Origin of the sequence: Streptomyces sp. NPDC056347 (assembly GCF_042262625.1) — a bacterium.
Lineage (GTDB): Bacteria > Actinomycetota > Actinomycetes > Streptomycetales > Streptomycetaceae > Streptomyces.
The window spans coordinates 43292-58338 of sequence record NZ_JBHJQP010000022.1 but is presented as its reverse complement, the minus strand read 5'-3'; the positions used below and the strand labels follow the sequence as shown (position 1 = coordinate 58338).

The 15047-nt window shown below is 76.3% G+C and carries 9 protein-coding genes; 3 read left to right on the top strand and 6 right to left on the bottom strand.

Annotated elements, in window-relative coordinates; translation table 11 throughout:
- On the bottom strand, positions 1–981 hold a 981-nt coding region (locus ACFCV8_RS08445), incomplete at its 3' end, for a radical SAM protein (protein WP_376684509.1).
- Positions 982–1319: 338 nt separating this feature from the next.
- Here ACFCV8_RS08445 and ACFCV8_RS08440 point away from each other — a divergent pair.
- The 3 genes from ACFCV8_RS08440 to lanKC all read left to right on the top strand — a co-directional run bounded on the left by ACFCV8_RS08440 (position 1320) and on the right by lanKC (position 5603).
- Positions 1320–1475, top strand: coding sequence for a hypothetical protein (locus ACFCV8_RS08440; RefSeq protein WP_376684508.1), 156 nt, complete (start codon positions 1320–1322; stop codon positions 1473–1475).
- Between the two features lie 269 nt (positions 1476–1744).
- Positions 1745–2998: an MFS transporter gene (locus ACFCV8_RS08435; RefSeq protein WP_376684507.1), complete on the top strand. Its 1254-nt coding sequence runs from the start codon at positions 1745–1747 to the stop codon at positions 2996–2998.
- Positions 2999–3035: 37 nt separating this feature from the next.
- Positions 3036–5603 (top strand): class III lanthionine synthetase LanKC, encoded by a 2568-nt coding sequence (gene lanKC / locus ACFCV8_RS08430; RefSeq protein WP_376684506.1) that lies wholly within the window; start codon positions 3036–3038, stop codon positions 5601–5603.
- Positions 5604–5615: 12 nt separating this feature from the next.
- On the opposite strand, the gene ACFCV8_RS08425 is transcribed toward lanKC, so the two are convergent.
- The 5 genes from ACFCV8_RS08425 to ACFCV8_RS08405 form a co-directional block, all read right to left on the bottom strand.
- Positions 5616–6146 carry a hypothetical protein gene (locus tag ACFCV8_RS08425; RefSeq protein WP_376684505.1) on the bottom strand — a complete coding sequence of 177 codons (531 nt, stop codon included), beginning with the start codon at positions 6144–6146 and terminating at the stop codon, positions 5616–5618.
- Positions 6147–6194: 48 nt separating this feature from the next.
- Positions 6195–8102, bottom strand: a complete 1908-nt coding sequence (locus ACFCV8_RS08420; protein WP_376684504.1) for a BTAD domain-containing putative transcriptional regulator — start codon at positions 8100–8102, stop codon at positions 6195–6197.
- Between the two features lie 402 nt (positions 8103–8504).
- The gene (locus ACFCV8_RS08415; RefSeq protein ID WP_376684503.1) at positions 8505–11432 is read right to left on the bottom strand and encodes an AAA family ATPase; all 2928 of its coding nucleotides are present in this window, start codon (positions 11430–11432) and stop codon (positions 8505–8507) included.
- An 83-nt stretch (positions 11433–11515) separates the two neighbouring features.
- The gene (locus tag ACFCV8_RS08410) at positions 11516–11704 is read right to left on the bottom strand and encodes a hypothetical protein (protein ID WP_376684502.1); all 189 of its coding nucleotides are present in this window, start codon (positions 11702–11704) and stop codon (positions 11516–11518) included.
- 105 nt (positions 11705–11809) lie between these two features.
- Positions 11810–14836 carry a type 2 lanthipeptide synthetase LanM family protein gene (locus tag ACFCV8_RS08405; protein WP_376684501.1) on the bottom strand — a complete coding sequence of 1009 codons (3027 nt, stop codon included), beginning with the start codon at positions 14834–14836 and terminating at the stop codon, positions 11810–11812.
- Between the last annotated feature and the right edge of the window lie 211 nt (positions 14837–15047).

Sequence of the window (15047 nt, the reverse complement as noted above, 5' to 3'; positions counted from 1 at the left end):
GGCGGCGGTCAGGTCGAGCAGCGCCCCGGCCGCCCCCGCCGCCAGCGCGTCGGCCGCCGCGGTCACCTCGGGCAACGCGCCCAGCCGGTGGCAGTCCCCGCAGTACGAACCGGCCGGGGTGCCGGGGGAGAAGCGTTCCCGCAGATGCGCCGGGCCGACGGTGCGTACCAGCCGCAGCAGCGGCGAGCCGAGCGTCCGCTCCCGTACGGCGGCCCAGTCGTCCCGCCCGACGTGGCCGAGCAGCAGATGGGGCGGGACGGGGCGGCGGTCCACGGCGTCCTGGTTGCAGCAGGCCAGGACCGTGCCGTCGAAGGCGACCACCGGCCAGGCGGCCATCGCGCACGGCAGCGCGCCCCCGCCGTCCGGTACGGGCCGCGCCGCACCGGCCCAGGACGCCGCCCGGCCGAACGGCCGGACGTCGTTGACGAGCGAGGGCACCGTACCGCCGAAGGTCCGGTCGATGTCCGCGGTGACGTCCGCGAGGTACGGGTCGTCCGGCCCGGTCCCGGTGAGGTGGAAGCTGACCGCCACCCCCAGCTCGCGGACCGCGCGCACCGCCCGGAACACCGCGGCCCGGGGCACCTCCCGCTCGTGCGGCAGGTCGAGGCTGGCGGAGAAGTGGTCGAGCGTACGCACCGCCCGCGCCACCGGGCCGGGGAGCCCGCCGCCGGACCGGGCGAAGAACATGCCGCTCAGCAGCGCGGTACGGGTCCCGGCCGCCCGCGCGGCGCGGGCGAGCGAGGCCACCAGGGCGGGCCGGAGCAGGGGTTCGCCGCCGGTCAGCAGCATGACCTCGGGCCGGTCGGCGGCGGTGAACGAGGCGACGAACCGTTCCAGCGCCACCGCTCCCGGCTCCTCCCGCACCTCCGGACCGGAGCCGGTGGAGCAGTGGGCGCAGCGCAGCGGACAGCGGCGGGTGAGGGTGACCAGCACTCCACCGGCCGGGACCGGCCGCAGTCCGACGAGTTCGGCGAGTTCCATCCGGCCGTCTCCTTCGGGCGTAGGGGCGCGGCACGCGGCCGCGGTGCGCGTAGGGAGCGTCCCGCCGGACGGTTCGCCACCGGTCCGCGAACGGTTCGGGCCCGGTATGGCCGCAGGTCACGGGGGACGGGCCGGTGCGCCACCGGCCCCGGCGGCGGACCGCGTACCGCCGCCCACCGCCGGTGAACTGCCGGGATACCGCCGCCATACCGGCGCCGAGCCGTTTCCCAGGCCGGGGTTCCTAGCTTTGTGGTCAGCGGAAGGCACCCGCCGGCCGCTACCGGAAGAACCGGGCACCGCCCGGAACGACCGGGACAACCGAGTGGACGGAGACCACCATGTCCGAGAACACCAAGCCCATCGCCGGCGACGACGAGACCCCCGAGGTCGAGGCCCACAGCTCCGTTCTGGACCTCCAGGAGACCGCGGGCGTCCAGGGCCGCGAGCTCGACGGCTCCTGCGTCAGCACCGTCAGCCTCGTGCTGGAGAACTGAGGCCCGACGTCCCGGGCCTGAGACCTGCAGACCTGAGGCCTGACGACCGGACCGAGGCGCCACCCGGGGACCGACCGTTCCCTCGTGTGGCGCCCCGGTCGGCCGGACCGGGGCGGCCCCGTGACGACGGGGACCGCCCCGCCCCCCACTTTCCGCCGCTTACCCACACCGCCCCCACTTTCCGCCGTATACCCACCCCGCCCCCGCCTGCCGGCACCTCCCCACCCCGCCCCATCGAGCCGCCCGCGACCCACCGACGGGAGCCCCACATGGCCACACCCCTGCGAACCAACCGGGACTTCCGACTGCTCTGGATGAGCGGCCTGTTCGCCGTGCTCGGCACCCAGATGACCGCCCTGGCCCTGCCGCTCCTCGTGCTGCGCGAGACCGGCTCCGCCGTGCGGGCCGGTGCGATCGGCACCGTGTCCGTCGTCGCGGTCCTGCTCACCATGCTCCCCGGCGGCGTCCTGGCCGACCGGGTCGAGCGCCGCAGGCTCATGCGGCTGTGCGACCTCGGCAGCTTCTGCGTGGTCGGCGCCCTGGTCGTGGCCGTGTGGACCGGGCACGCCCCGCTGCCCCTGATCCTGCTGGTCGCGGGCGCGGGCGCCGTCATCGGCAGCGTCTACGGCCCCGCCGCCTTCGGGCTGATGCGCAGCGTCGTACCCCCCGACGACATGGGGACCGCGACCGCCCGCCTCCAGGCCCGCACCTCCACCGCCCGGCTGGTCGGACCGCTCGCCGGGGGCGCCCTGTTCGGGCTGCACCCCGTCCTGCCGTTCCTCGCCGAGGCCACCGGACTTCTGCTGTCCACGATCTGCGTGGCCCTGGTCCGCACCCGCTCCCGGGCCGAGACCCGGGCGGGTTCCGCGTTCAGCCGGGCCGAACTGACCGCCGGGCTCTCCTTCCTGTGGCGCCAGCCCTACCTGAGGACCGTCCTCCTCGTCTTCGGGCTCGGCATGAACTTCGCGTTCGGCGCCCTCACCTTCACCGCGCTGACCGTCTTCTCCGGCGGCGGCCGCTCCGGGCTCGGCGGCGGCACCGTCGTCACCCTCACCTCGGTCGGCGCCCTCGCCGGAGCGCTCATCGCCCCCCGGCTGCGCCCCGAACGCCACCCCTGGGTACTGATCGCCGCCACCTGCTGGGCCTGCGTGGCGACCGCCGTCGCCCTCGCCCGGATCGAGATCCCGCTGCTCGCCGGACTGCTCTGCGCCGCCTGCATGTGCCTGGCCACCGTCGCCAGCATCGGCTTCCTCTCCACCCTGCTGACCGTCACCCCCGACGACCGGGTGGGCAGGGTGCAGAGCGCCGCCGGATTCCTCTCCTCCCTGGTCCAGCCGTTCGGCCCGCTCGCCGGGGGCGCACTCCTCACCACCCTCGGCGTACGGGGCGCGTTCTGGACGATCGCCGCCGTCCTCGCCGTCTCCGCCGCGACCGTCACGTTCGCCCCGTCCGCCCGCTCGGGCACGGCCCCGCCACCGGAGCCCGCCGCGGACCGCACCGAGACGGCCCAGGCCCGCCCCTGACGACGCGTACGCCCACGAGCCACCCCGGAGGTATGCCGTGCCCGGCATCCAGGAGACCCAGCTGTACTGCCTCGCCGACCGCCGCTACTACGAGACCCCGGCCCGGCTCCCCGACGAGGACACCCGCTACCCCCTCGACCGCGCCGAACCCCCCGCCGGCTGGCGGCGCGGCAGCGGCGGCCTGTGGAGCGCCCTGCACCCCGAGAACGAGCACCTCCCCGAACAGGGCTGGAAGATCCACGTCTCCACCGTCCCCGAGGAAGCCGCGCGCACCCTCGCCGACACCGCCCGGATCTGCCTGGAGCAGGGCGTGGCGTTCAAGTTCCTGCGCAGCGAACGCGCCCTGCGGCTGATGTCGGCGAAGTACATGAACCGCTCCGGCGCGGGCAAGTTCCTCACCCTCTACCCCGAGGACGAGGCCGCCTTCCTGCGCCTGCTCGACGCCCTGACCCGGGCCCTGGACGGGCGCCGCGGACCGTACATCCTCAGCGACCTGCGGATCGGCGACGCCCCCGTCTACGTACGCTACGGCGCCTTCCGCGAGCTCTGGTGCCGGGACGCCGACGGGGAACGCGTCCGGGCCATGCGCGACCCGTCCGGCGAACTCGTCCCCGACACCCGGGGCGTGGTCTTCCGGCTGCCCGCCTGGGTCACCGTCCCCGCCGAGCTGCGCCCCCACCTCGCCGCCCACGCCGCCGCCCGCGACGACGGCTTCCCGTACACCGTCACCAAGGCGCTCCAGTTCTCCAACGCGGGCGGCATCTACCTGGCCGAACACCGCACCACCAAGCAGCGCGTGGTGCTGCGCGAGGCCCGGCCGCTGTGCGGGCTCGACCCCGCCGGGGACGACGCCGTCACCCGGCTGCACCGCGAACACCGGGCCCTGACCCGGCTCGCCGGACTCGACTGCGTACCCGAGGTGTACGGCGTCCGCACGGTCTGGGAACACCACTTCCTCATCGAGGAGCACATCGAGGGCACCACCCTCTTCGACGCGATCGTCGAACGCTTCCCGCTGGTGCGCGGCGAACGCACCCGCGCCGAACTCGACACCTACGTCACCTGGGCCCGGTCCGTCACGGAGAAGCTCGCCGACGCCCTGGACCGCGTCCACGCCCGCGGGCTGCGCTTCGCCGACGTGCACCCCGCCAACATCATCCTGCGCCCCGACGGCCGCCTCGTCCTGATCGACTTCGAGTACGCCACCGACCTCGACGACCCGGACACCCCGCTCGCCGGCGCCCCCGGCCTCCAGGCCCCGTACGGCACCGGGGGCGCCGAGGCGGACGACTACGCGCTCTGGGCGCTCTGGCTGCACCTCCTGATGCCGCTCATGGAAGTCACCGACCACGACCGGGGCAAGACCCTCACCATCGAGCGCTGGGCCCGCGCCCGCTACCGCCTCGGCCCCGACGAGGGCCCGCCCCGCCCCGCCGCGCTCCGCCACGGGCTCCCCGAGGACAGCGGCGAGGCGACGGTCGACGCACTGCTGCGCGGCCCGGCACCCGACTGGCCGGGCATCCGCGAGGCGCTCCTCGCGGGCATCCGCGCCGGGGCCACCCCGGACCGCACCGACCGGCTCTTCCCCGGCGACCCGGCGGGCTTCACCACCGGGGGCGTCTGCGCCGCGTACGGTGCGGCCGGGGTGCTGTACGCCCTCCACCGCGTCGGTGCCCCGGTCCCCGACGCGTACACCGACTGGCTGGCCCGCACGGCCGCCCGCCGCGCCCCGGACACCCCCGGCGGGCTCTTCGACGGGCTGCCCGGCGTCGCCCTCGTCCTGGCCCGGCTCGGCCGCCGCGAGGAGGGCCGCGCGCTGCTCGACCGGGCCCTGCACGCCCCCGCCCCCGCCTCGGCCGACCTGTTCACCGGCACGGCGGGCACGGCCCTGGCCGCCCTCCGCCTCGCCGCCGACGGCCCCGGAGTACCCGACCAGGACCTCCTGGAGCACGCCCTGCGCACCGCCTGGGCCCTCGACTCACTGGTCCGCGACGGCGCGGGGCCCGACGGCCCGCCCGCCCCGCACTCGGCCGGACTGCTGACCGGGCTCTGCGGGGCCGCGCTGCTCCACCTCGAACTGCACGCGCTGACCGGCGAGGACTGGCTGCTGGACGCCGCCGGGACGGCCCTCGCCCGGGAGGCCGGACACTGTGTGACCATGCCCGGCGGCAGCGTCCAAGTACGCGACGGCAAACGCCACTTCCTCTACCTGGACCAGGGCAGCGGCGGCGTCGCCCTGGTCGCCCAGCGCTACCTGGCCCTCCGGGAGGACCCGGCACTGGAAGCGTTGCCGCCGGGCGTCGCGCGCGGCTGCGTCCTGGAGTTCATCCGCGAACCGGGACTCTTCAGGGGCCGCACCGGCCTGGTCGCCACCGCCCGCCAACTCGCGGCCGGGCCGCCGGAGCCCGAGGTGCTGGACTCGGTCCGCAACCTCTCCTGGCACCTGGTCGCCGAACAGGACCGCCTCCTGGTGCCCGGCTCCCGCCTGCGCCGCTTCTCCGCCGACCTCGCGACCGGCGCGGCGGGCGTCCTGCTCGGCCTGCACACGGTGTTCGCCGCCCCCGGCGAACGGCCCGACCTGCTGGACGTGCTGACGCTGGGGTGACGGGCCGCGCTTCTACCGGCGGCTCCCCGGACAGGCCGGGTCGTCGGTGATCCGCACCTTCTGGGGCGCGTTCCGGGGGAAGGTCCAGATCCGGCCGGCGGTGCTGACCGCGGTCACCGCGGTGTCGTCCAGGGTGACTTCGTGGAACGGATTGGACCAGCTGGAGACGGCGAGCCATTCCAGGGTGCTCCCGGCGTCGTCCCGGGTCAGCGCGACCCAGCCGATGGACCCGTGATGGGCGGACTCGCCCGCCCAGGCGCGGCTGCCCGCGTGGGTGTGCGTGGCGAGCGCGGAGTCGACCTCCACCCAGCTGTCGGTACTCCATTCGGTGGCACGCAGGGTCTCGGTCCAGTGCCAGCTCTCGGCCCGCGGGTCGTCGAGCCGGTCGGGCGGCCGCATGCGCAGCAGCTCCATCACCGTGAGGGAGCCGTCGGCGAACATGATGACGTCCCCGTCGGGCGCTTCCCGGTCGCGCCACCGCCGGCGCACCTGCCGGGCCATGGCCGTCGAGGCCGTCATGGCCGAATCGTTCACGCGCGGCATTGTGCCACGGGCGTGCAGGTGTACAGGCCGCGCGTGCGGGCGTGCGGGCTACGCGTGCGGGCCCCCCACCGGCTCCGGCTCCGGGACCGGCGGTACGGCCGCGCATTCGCGGGCGTACAGGCCGATCAGGCGCGGCAGTTCGTACAGCACGCAGTGGGCGGTGACCTCGCCGCTGGGGGAGGAGACCGCGCCCGCGTCGATCAGCGACTCCACCGCCCGCAGTGCCTGCCGCTCCCCGCAGCCGAGCGCCGCCATCGCCTCCGGCAGGGTGAACGGCCCCTCGCGGACGGTGGAGGCCAGCAGGGTCAGCGCCCGGCCGCTGCCGGGTGACAGGTCCTGCCAGCCGGCGGCCAGCCGGGCGCGCACCGAGATGTCGCCCGCCACCAGCTCGTCCAGCGCCCCCGCCGGATCGGCCAGCCGGTCCGCGTACTCGGCCAGCGGCAGATGGCGCAGCACCGCCAGCCGCATCCCGCTCACCCGGACCGCCAGCGGAAGCAGCCCGCAGGCGTCGGCGATGCGCAGCGCGGCGGACCGGTCCAGACCCACCCGGCCCGGCCCGATCAGCCGCCCCAGCAGGGCCAGCGCCTCGGCCGGGGCCAGCGGCGGCAGGGCGATCCGGTGCACCGGGGCGAGCCCGGCCAGCTGGCCGCGCGCGGTCAGCACGAACGAACTGCCCCCGGTGCCCGGCAGCAGGGCCCGTACCGCCGACTCGTCCGGTACGTCGTCGAGGACGACCAGCGCGCGGTGCGCGGCCAGCCAGTGGCGCCAGTGCTCCGCGTCGGTCATCGGCTCCGCCGGGTGCGGGCCGCCGGTCAGCCGGGCCAGCTCCCCGACGATCTCCGCGGCGGGGCGCACCGCACCGTGCTCGTCGCGGACCCGGATGTGGACGCGGCCGTCCGGGAACCGTTCCGCCAGCAGATGGGCCGCCCGCACCGCGAGCGCCGTCTTCCCCGTCCCGGCGGCCCCGGTGACGGCGACGACCCGGCCGCCCTCCGGGCCCAGGACGTCCAGGAGTTCCCGCAGCTGCTCGCCCCGGCCGGTGAAGTCGGGCACCTCGGCGGGCAGGACGGCCCGCAGTACGGGGGAGCGGCGGGCCGGGGGCGTGCTTCCCGCCCGGTCCGGGGCACTGCGGCCGGTCAGCATCGCCCGGTGCCGGGCGGCGATGGCGGCCCCCGGTTCCAGGCCCAGTTCCCGGGCCAGCAGCTGACGGTAGTCGTCGTACACGGCGAGCGCCTCGGCCCGGCGGCCGGTGCGGTGCAGGGCGTCCATCCACGCGGCCCGGACGCGTTCGCGGGTGGGGTGCCGTTCGGCGAGGTCCCGCAACCCGTCCACCACGGCGGACGCCCGGCCCAGCCCGATCTCCGTCTCGGCCCAGTCCTCGTGCACGGTCAGGCAGCGGGCCTCCAGCCGCTCCGCCTCCGCGGCCACCTCCGGCGAGTCCCGCAGATCGTGCAGCGGCGGCCCCTGCCACAGGTCCAGCGCCCGGCGCAGCAGAGCGGCCGCGCCGCGCTGGTCGCCGTCGTCGGCCGCCCGGCGCCCCGCCGCGGCCAGTGACCGGAAGAGCAGGCTGTCCAGCTCGTCCTCGCCGACCCGCAACAGGTATCCGCCGCAGGAGTGCGCCAGCCGCTCCGCGCCCCGGCCGTCCGGCCCGTCGGGGCACCGCGCACCGAGCAGCGCCCGGGCGGAACTGATGTACACCTGGAGGTTCTTGCGCGCCGTGCGCGGCGGGTCGTCCGGCCACACCGCGTCGGTGAGCACCTCCACCGGAACCGGGGTGTTCGGCCGGCTGAGCAGCATGGCGAGGACCAGCCGCTGCTTGCGCGGCCCGAGCGCCAGTGGCCGTCCGTCCAGCCGGCCGGAGAGCGGACCGAGGACCGAGAGGCTCAGCGCACCGGCCGACGCGGCGGGGCCGGGGACGCGGGCGGGGGCGGGGGCGGGGGCGGGGGGTCGGGGCATGGGGGGACCTCCGGAGACGGGGGTGCGGTACGGGCTGCCGGTTGCCTCCCGGTGCGGGCTGCCGGTCGTACCCCTGGATGGTCCGCCGCCGCGGGCGCCCCCGCATCGGTGCCGGACCCGCATGTTCCGTACCGGCACCCGACCAAATCCGCCCCGTGCCCCCATGTTGGGCCGACGCACCCCCACATCCGCCCCGTGGCCCCCCACGCCGGGCCCGCGCACCTGCGCATTCGTCCCGTGTCCCCATGCCGGGCCCGCGCACCCCCGTATCCGCCCCGTGCCCCCATGCCGGGCCCGCGCACCCCCACAACGTCCCGGGCGTTCAGTCGCGTTCAGTCGCTTTCAGTCGTGCTCGGTCGCTTTCAGCCGTGCTCAGCCGTACTCAGTCGTACTCAGTCGTGCTCAGTCGCGTTCGGCCGCGCACTCGGCGGAGAACTCGCAGAGCGACGCCCGATCCACGCGCCCCGTCTTGTTCAGCAGGCTCGCCATGTGCTTCTCCACCGTGCGCGGCGAGATCGACAGCCGCCGGGCGATCTGCTGGTTGCCCGGCCGCTCCGCCAGCAGCACGAACACCTCGTACTCGCGCGGCGTCACCCCGCTGGTCCGCAGCGGCGCCGGGATGCGGTCCCAGCCGCCCCGGTGCTGCCCCACACTGGCCCCCGCCTGCCGCAGCGCCGCCCGGCACGCGGCGGCGACCGGCTGGACGCCCGCCCCGTAGAAGTACTCCTCCGACGCCCGCAGCCAGCCCACCGGCTCGCCCCACCCCTCGGCCAGCGCCGCCCCGGCGACCAGCCGCAGGCCCAGATGGCGGGCGAGCGGGAAGGCGGCGGCCTCGTCGAACGCCGCCCCGACCGTGCGCACGGCCAGGTCCGCCTCGCCCGCCCGGCCCTGCAGGACGCCCTCGGCCAGCCGCAGGAACAACTGGTTCCAGGCCAGGTCGGCGCCGGGGCTCGCCAGGATCGCGTTCAGCTCCGCCCGGCCGCCCAGACCGCCCCGCCCGCCGATGATCCGCAGCAGCGGACGCAGCCCGTAGCGCCCGCTCAGGTAGAAGAAACTGGGGTGCTCGCGCTCCCAGGCCAATGAGGCGTCCAGCGCCTCCAGCGCCCCTTCGCCGTCCTCCTCCAGCAGCGCCGCGAACGCCCGGCACAGCCCCAGCTGCAGCGGCACCAGCAAGGACTCCTCGCCGCCCGCCCGGCGGAACCGGACCATCGCCCGGTCCAGGTCCCGTCTTCGGCCCCGGTGCGCGGCGAGCGCCGCCGAGGCGAGCAGCAGATAGCGGTGCGCCCCCAGATTGCGCACCCGGGCGCTGGCCGCCACCGACCGCTCGATGATCGCGTGTGCCCCGTCCCACTCGCCCCGCAGCACCGCGTTCATGGCGAGCAGCCCGTCCACGGTCTGCGTCGGCACCAGCGCGCCCAGCGACTGCGCGGCGGTGCGGGCCGTCTCCAGCCGGGCCGGGTCGCCGGTCCGCATGAACGTGTTCGCGCCGAGCCGGACCAGCGCCTCCACCCGCCACACCGGCAGGGCGTGCTGCTCGGAGACCGCGAGCATCCGCTCCAGGCACGCGTCGGCCTCGTCGAATCCGCGTTCCCGGGCCAGCAGCGCCAGCAACTGCCAGGCCTGGCAGGCGACCACGGGCAGGCTCCGCTTCTCCGCGACGGCGGCGGCCCGGCGCGCGGCCTCCTGCGCCCGCTCCTGCCGTCCGTCGCCCGCCCCGCCCGGCAGCAGCGCCAGGTGCCCCTCCACCACGTCGAGCGCCGCCGCCAGTTCGGGCCGGACGGCCGTGCCGAGCATGCTCCGGGCGGTCCGGATCTGCCCGGCCGCCTCCGCCACCCGTTCCGCCATCACCGCCGCCCAGGCGATCCGGATGTGGGCCTCGCCGCGCTGCTCGGCGGCGTCGGAGCGCGGCGGCACCGGGGGCAGCTCCGCGGTCAGCGCCAGGGCCGTGTCCAGCTCGCCCGCCTCCGCGTGGGCGACCGCCAGGGACTCCGTGATGCCCCGCAGATCGCTCTCGTGGGCGAGCGCGCGGGCCCGCTCCAGCAGGGTCACCGCCGAACCGGACGCGCCCGCCGCCAGCATCCGCCGCCCGACCCCGGCGAACTGCCGGGCGGCACCGTGCCGGTCGCCCCCGGCCAGTTGCAGCGCCGCCATCAGCTGCCGCTGCTCGTCACCGAGCCGGTTCTCCACCCCGGCCAGTTGCAGCGCCGCACGGCGCGCCGTCGCCGCCCGCTCCGCCGGGGCCAGTGACGCCACCAGCGCCTCGGCGGTCAGTGCGTGCCGGAAGGTGTAGCGGTCGGGGTCCGCCCCGTCGGGGGCGATGATGTTCGCCTCCACCGCGGAACGCAGATGGCTGAAGAGCGTACGGTCGTCGAAGCCGGTGACGATCTGGAGCACGGTCACCGAGAACCGGCTGCCCAGCGTGGCCGCGCACAGCAGCAGTTCGCGGACCGGCTCGTCGAACCGGTCCAGCCGCCGCGACCAGCTGCGCACCACCCCGGTCGGCACCGACGCGTCCGGGTTGACGTGCTCCTCCCACCGGTCGCCGGTCCGGCGCAGCTGCCCCGAGTCCAGCAGATCGGCGAGGAGCACCTCCACCAGGTACGGATTGCCGCCCGCCCGGCCCGCCAGCCGCTCGTGGGTGGCCCGCGGCACCTCGTCCGGGGCGGCCTCCAGACAGGAGGCGGTCATCTCCCGTACGTCCGCGTCACCGAGCGGTGCCAGCTCCCGCACGGTGGCGACCTGCCGCTGTTCCGCCGAACGCACCAGGTCCAGCGCGGCACCGGGCTCCGGGCGCAGCGTCCCCAGCAGCAGCACGGGCAGGTCCGCCACGTTGTCGACGACGTACTCCACCACCGCGATGGTCTCGGTGTCGGAGTCGTGCAGATCCTCCAGCAGGATCACGCAGCCGTGCTCCTGGCCGAGCACCGACAGCAGCCGCAGCAGCGCCTCGGCCAGCTCGACCACCGTCTCCGGATAGCCCGGCGCGGCCCCCTGGCGCCACTCCGGCACCAGCCGGGCCAGCGCCGGACGGTAGGGGTCCAGTTCCGGGTCGGTGGGCGTGCCGGCCGCCCGGAACCGCGACGACAGCGCCTCGATCAGCGGGCGGAACGGCACCACGAGCCCCGTCGACGTGGCCCGGCCGCGCAGCACCGGCATGCCCCGCTCGTACGCCCGGTAGGCGCACTCACCGGCCAGCCGGGACTTCCCGATGCCCGCCTCCCCGACGAAGAGGACGGCCCGGCCCGAACCCCGCGACGCGGCGTCCAGGGCGCTGCTCAACAGGCCGGTCTCAGCGACACGCCCGACAATCACCGACGAAGTGGCACGCATGTACGCAGGCTACTCGAGCGACTGTCCGCCGGTCAGCGCTCCAAATCGCTTGATCTGGAACGGGATTGGTCCGCGTGCGGGGTTCAGTTCCAGGTCATCGTGGTCCACGGCAGGTCCCCGGTGTTGTCGCCCACGGTGTCGGCGGCGCCGAGGATCCTGCTCCGCAGCCCGAGTCCGCCGCCCGCACCCAGGGTGATCCCGCCGACGGGGTGCTCGTCACGGGCGTCGTCGAACTCGACGGAGCGGAAGGCGGTGGCTTCGGTGGTCTGCATGGTCTGCCTCTTCTCGTGTTCGCTTGTTCTCGTGGGAGGTTGTTGTGGAGGTCGTTCGTGCGTGAGCCGGTACGGAGGAGACGCCGGGGGAGCGGCGGTCCGGGGTCAGGCGAGCAGCAGCACCGAGGGCACCCGGTCGGGGAACCCCGCCCGCAGCAGCCCGTGCCCGATCCCCGCGAGACCGGTCAGCAGCCCCGGATGCGGAACCTGGCCCGGCGTACCGCAGCGCGGTTCCGTGCGGTCGGCGGCCGCGAGCAGTGCCCCGGCCCGCTCCACCCAGCGGGTGCGGGCCCCCGCCGGTTCGCCCAGGCGCAGCAGTTCGAGGACACCGAGCTCGCCGTGGCACAGGCTGTCGTCCGGCGGCGGCTCGGCCCCCGCGATGTCCGCCGCGGCCCGGTGCGCCCAGCCGGACAGCTCCGGGTCGGCCCGCGCCGCCGGGCTGTCCAGCACCGCCAGCGCCACGCCCGTCCGCCCCCGGCACCAGGAGACGTCCAGGTCCCCGGCCCCGGTCGCGGCCCGCAGCGCGGAAAGCCCCGACACGCGGTACGGCTCACCGCCGCCCGCCTCGGCGAACCGCAGCAGCGCCCAGCCGACCCCGGCGGACCCGTCGGCGAAGCCGGGAGCCCCGGGCAGCGGCGCCTCGCACAGTGTCCGGGCACAGCGCTCCGCCGCCCGCCACACATCGTCCCGGCCGGTGACCCGGTACCCGGCGACCAGCGAGGCCAGCCCCCCGGCCGAGCCCGCGCGCACCCCGGGCTCCCGCTCGGCGACCGCCGCCGCACCCGTCAACCGCAGGGCCGGCGCCACCAGTTCGGCCAGGCGCGGATCGTCCAGGACGTCCGAGACCCGGGCCAGCGCGTACGCGATCCCGCCGAGCCCGGCGAAGGCGCCCGAGCCCACCGGGCCCAGGTCGTCCGGGCGGGCGTGCAGGGTGTCCAGCAGACCGGCGAGCGGCGCCAGCGCGGCCCGCGCGGCGGCGGCGTACCGGTCGGCACCGGTGAGCGCGGCGAGCTGGGCGAGGAAGTGCGCCGTGCCGGTGTAGCCGCCCGCCAGGTCGGCGGCCATCGGCGCCAGCCGCCAGTACCGCTCGTCGAGCAGCTCCAGCCCGATCCAGTTCAGCCGGGACGGACCCAGGTAACCCTGGGACACCAGCTCGTCGCCGACCGACCGGGCCGCCGCGAGCAGCTGTTCCGGCTCCGGCGCGGTCGCGGCGGTACGGGCCCGGCGCGGTCCGGGACGGGTGGTGTGCGCGGGCTCGCGCGAGGTGGTCACCATCGCGGCCCGGATGATCCGTTCCTGGTCGTGCCGGTCCACCGTGTCCATCGCCGCCAGCTTCGCCCGCACCAGGTCGAGGCCCGTCCTCGCGAGGGTGCCGGGCAGCAGCCGCCCGTTCCCGCTCCACAGGTCGGCGCGCTCGGGCAGGGCGGTGAACAGGGGGACGTCGCCCGCCCACAGCTGAGCGATCTCCTCGTCCAGCAGGCCGGGCAGCGCGGCGGAGCCCAGGGTGCCGGTGCCGAGCAGCGCGAGCACCCGGTGGCGTTCGGCGGCGTCCTTCATCAGGTCCGGGTGCGTCGACTCGTCCAGCAGCGAGGCGTAGATCCAGGTGGGGCGCGCCACCACTCGCACCTCGTCGTGCGCGAACCGGTCCAGCAGCCCGCCGGTGCGCAGGAGTTCGGCGCGGGCCTCCATGAGCGCGGTGTACCCGGCGCGGAATCCGGCGCACAGCGCGCGGGTGAAGGCGGACGGGTCGGCGGGGGTGCCGGTCAGCCGGGGCCGGTTCGCGGAACCGCCGATCCGGGCCGCCCGGCGCACCAGCCGCATCCTGTCCGTCCCCGCGTCGGCCCAGTCGACGCCGCGCACCGGGGACTCGGCCGCCTGCCCGCCGCCGATCCCGGACATGTCGAGCGCCGAGTCGTCCCCGACGAGCAGCTGCGGCAACAGCCCCACCCGGTGCACGGAGCCGTGCAGCGCGCGGGCCGCCGGGTCGTCCGAGGCGGCGGCGGGCAGCGGCGGATGGAACAGCGTCTCCACGTCGACGAGCACGGGGTACTCGCCGTCCGCGATCAGGTTCTCGTGGTGCAGGTCGGTGCCGTCCAGCACGTGCAGCAGGGACAGCAGCGCGCCCTGGCGCCGGTAGAAGGAATCGACCTGGCGGGCGGTGCGGCAGGGCCGTTCCGCGACGAACTCCACCCAGCCGTACGGGCCCCGGTCCAGCAGGGCGAGGGTGCGCAGCCCGGGGGTGCCGGGCAGCGTGTTGAACCACTGGACCAGCTCGTTGAAGTGCCGGTGCGCGGCGAGCGGGCGCGGCTTGTAGACGAGCCGGGCACCGTTCTCGAACCGCAGCAGCATCACCGTCCGCCCGCCCCGGTGACCGTCCCCGGCGCCGGGCTCGACGCCCACCAGCCGGCTCTCCCCGGCCGACGCGCCCCCGGGATCGCGGACGCCCGGCAGCGCGGGCCGGTCGGTGGCGTACCGGACCAGCATCTCGGTGAGCGCGGCGGCGGCGTCGAGCGCGGTGCGGCCCAGGACACGGGCCAGTACGGGGTACGCGGCGCAGAGCGCGGCCAGCCCGGACCGGGCGCCGGTGAGCCGCAGGAAGTCGGCGTACCGCTCCTCGGGGCCGTGCCCGCTCAGCCGCCCCTCGCGGCGCGCCGTGTGCAGCTCCAGGACCAGGGTCCGGGCGGCCTGGCGGGCCAGTCGCCGGGACAGGTGGCGCTCGAAGTCGGCGCGCACGGCGTCCGGATCGGCCCACCGGTCCAGCCGCCGGGGCAGCCCGTCCCGTACCCGCCGCGCGGCGCAGGCGGTGAACGGGGCGAGGACGCGCTCGAATCCGCGCAGCCCCGGCAGGTGCCCCGGGTCCCCGATCGCCGCCCGCACGGGTGCGGCGGCCACCGCGTCCTCGACGAACTCCGCCCAGTCCGGGGCGCGTTCGGGTGCCGTACCGTCGGCCGGCAGGCCGTCCGTCAGCGCGGGCCGCCACCACGGGCCGTCGGCCCAAAGGAATCCGTCCGCCACCGGCCGCTCGGCCTCCAGCAGGCCGACCGCGTCGGCGGAGGAACCCGCTGCCACGGCCGGACGTGACGCGGAAGCGACCCCCGGCCGCTCGCCGCCGCCCACCTGGATCTCCGCCATCGCACCTCCTCGGTCCGGCACCGGCACCGGCCGGTCCGCCACGCCCCATACTTCCGGCAGCGGCCCCGGCGGTCATGGGGGCAACACCCCCATCTTTGTGCCCGCGCCCCGAACGGTGCCGAGGACCCTTGTACCCCCGCCCGCCGGTCCCACAGACTGACGGACACATGCGACGGGGACGCCGGTGCGGCCGAGACGCCGATGCGGCCGA